At 53.6% G+C, this 306-nt stretch carries 1 pseudogene; it reads left to right on the top strand.

Going from position 1 to position 306, the window contains the following annotated elements:
* Nucleotides 1-292, top strand: a pseudogene (locus tag Q4563_RS18540) (glutamine synthetase); the annotation flags it as partial.
* Between the last annotated feature and the right edge of the window lie 14 nt (nucleotides 293-306).

Genomic DNA, 306 nt, shown 5'->3' with positions numbered 1-306 from the left:
CCCGTATCTGGTGCTGGCGGCTGTTTTGGCCGGCGCTTTGTATGGCTTGAACAACAAGCTGACCCCGCCGGAACCCATGGAAGGTGATGCCTATGCCGATTCTGATGAGTCCACCCGCTTGCCGTATCGCTGGGATGACGCCATCAAGGCACTGGACAAGAGTGCGGTGATACGGGAGTACCTGGGAGACGAATTTGTAGATGTGTTTTGTGCCATCAAGCGTCAGGAAATTACGGAACTGAACAGCCGTATTTCTGATATTGAATATGAGTCTTACCTGGGCCTGTTGTAGGGGCGGCGTATTCC

It is taken from the genome of Gilvimarinus sp. 1_MG-2023, assembly GCF_030548285.1.
Note: the sequence above shows the minus strand (reverse complement) of the source record. Positions and strands in the feature narration are given on the sequence as shown.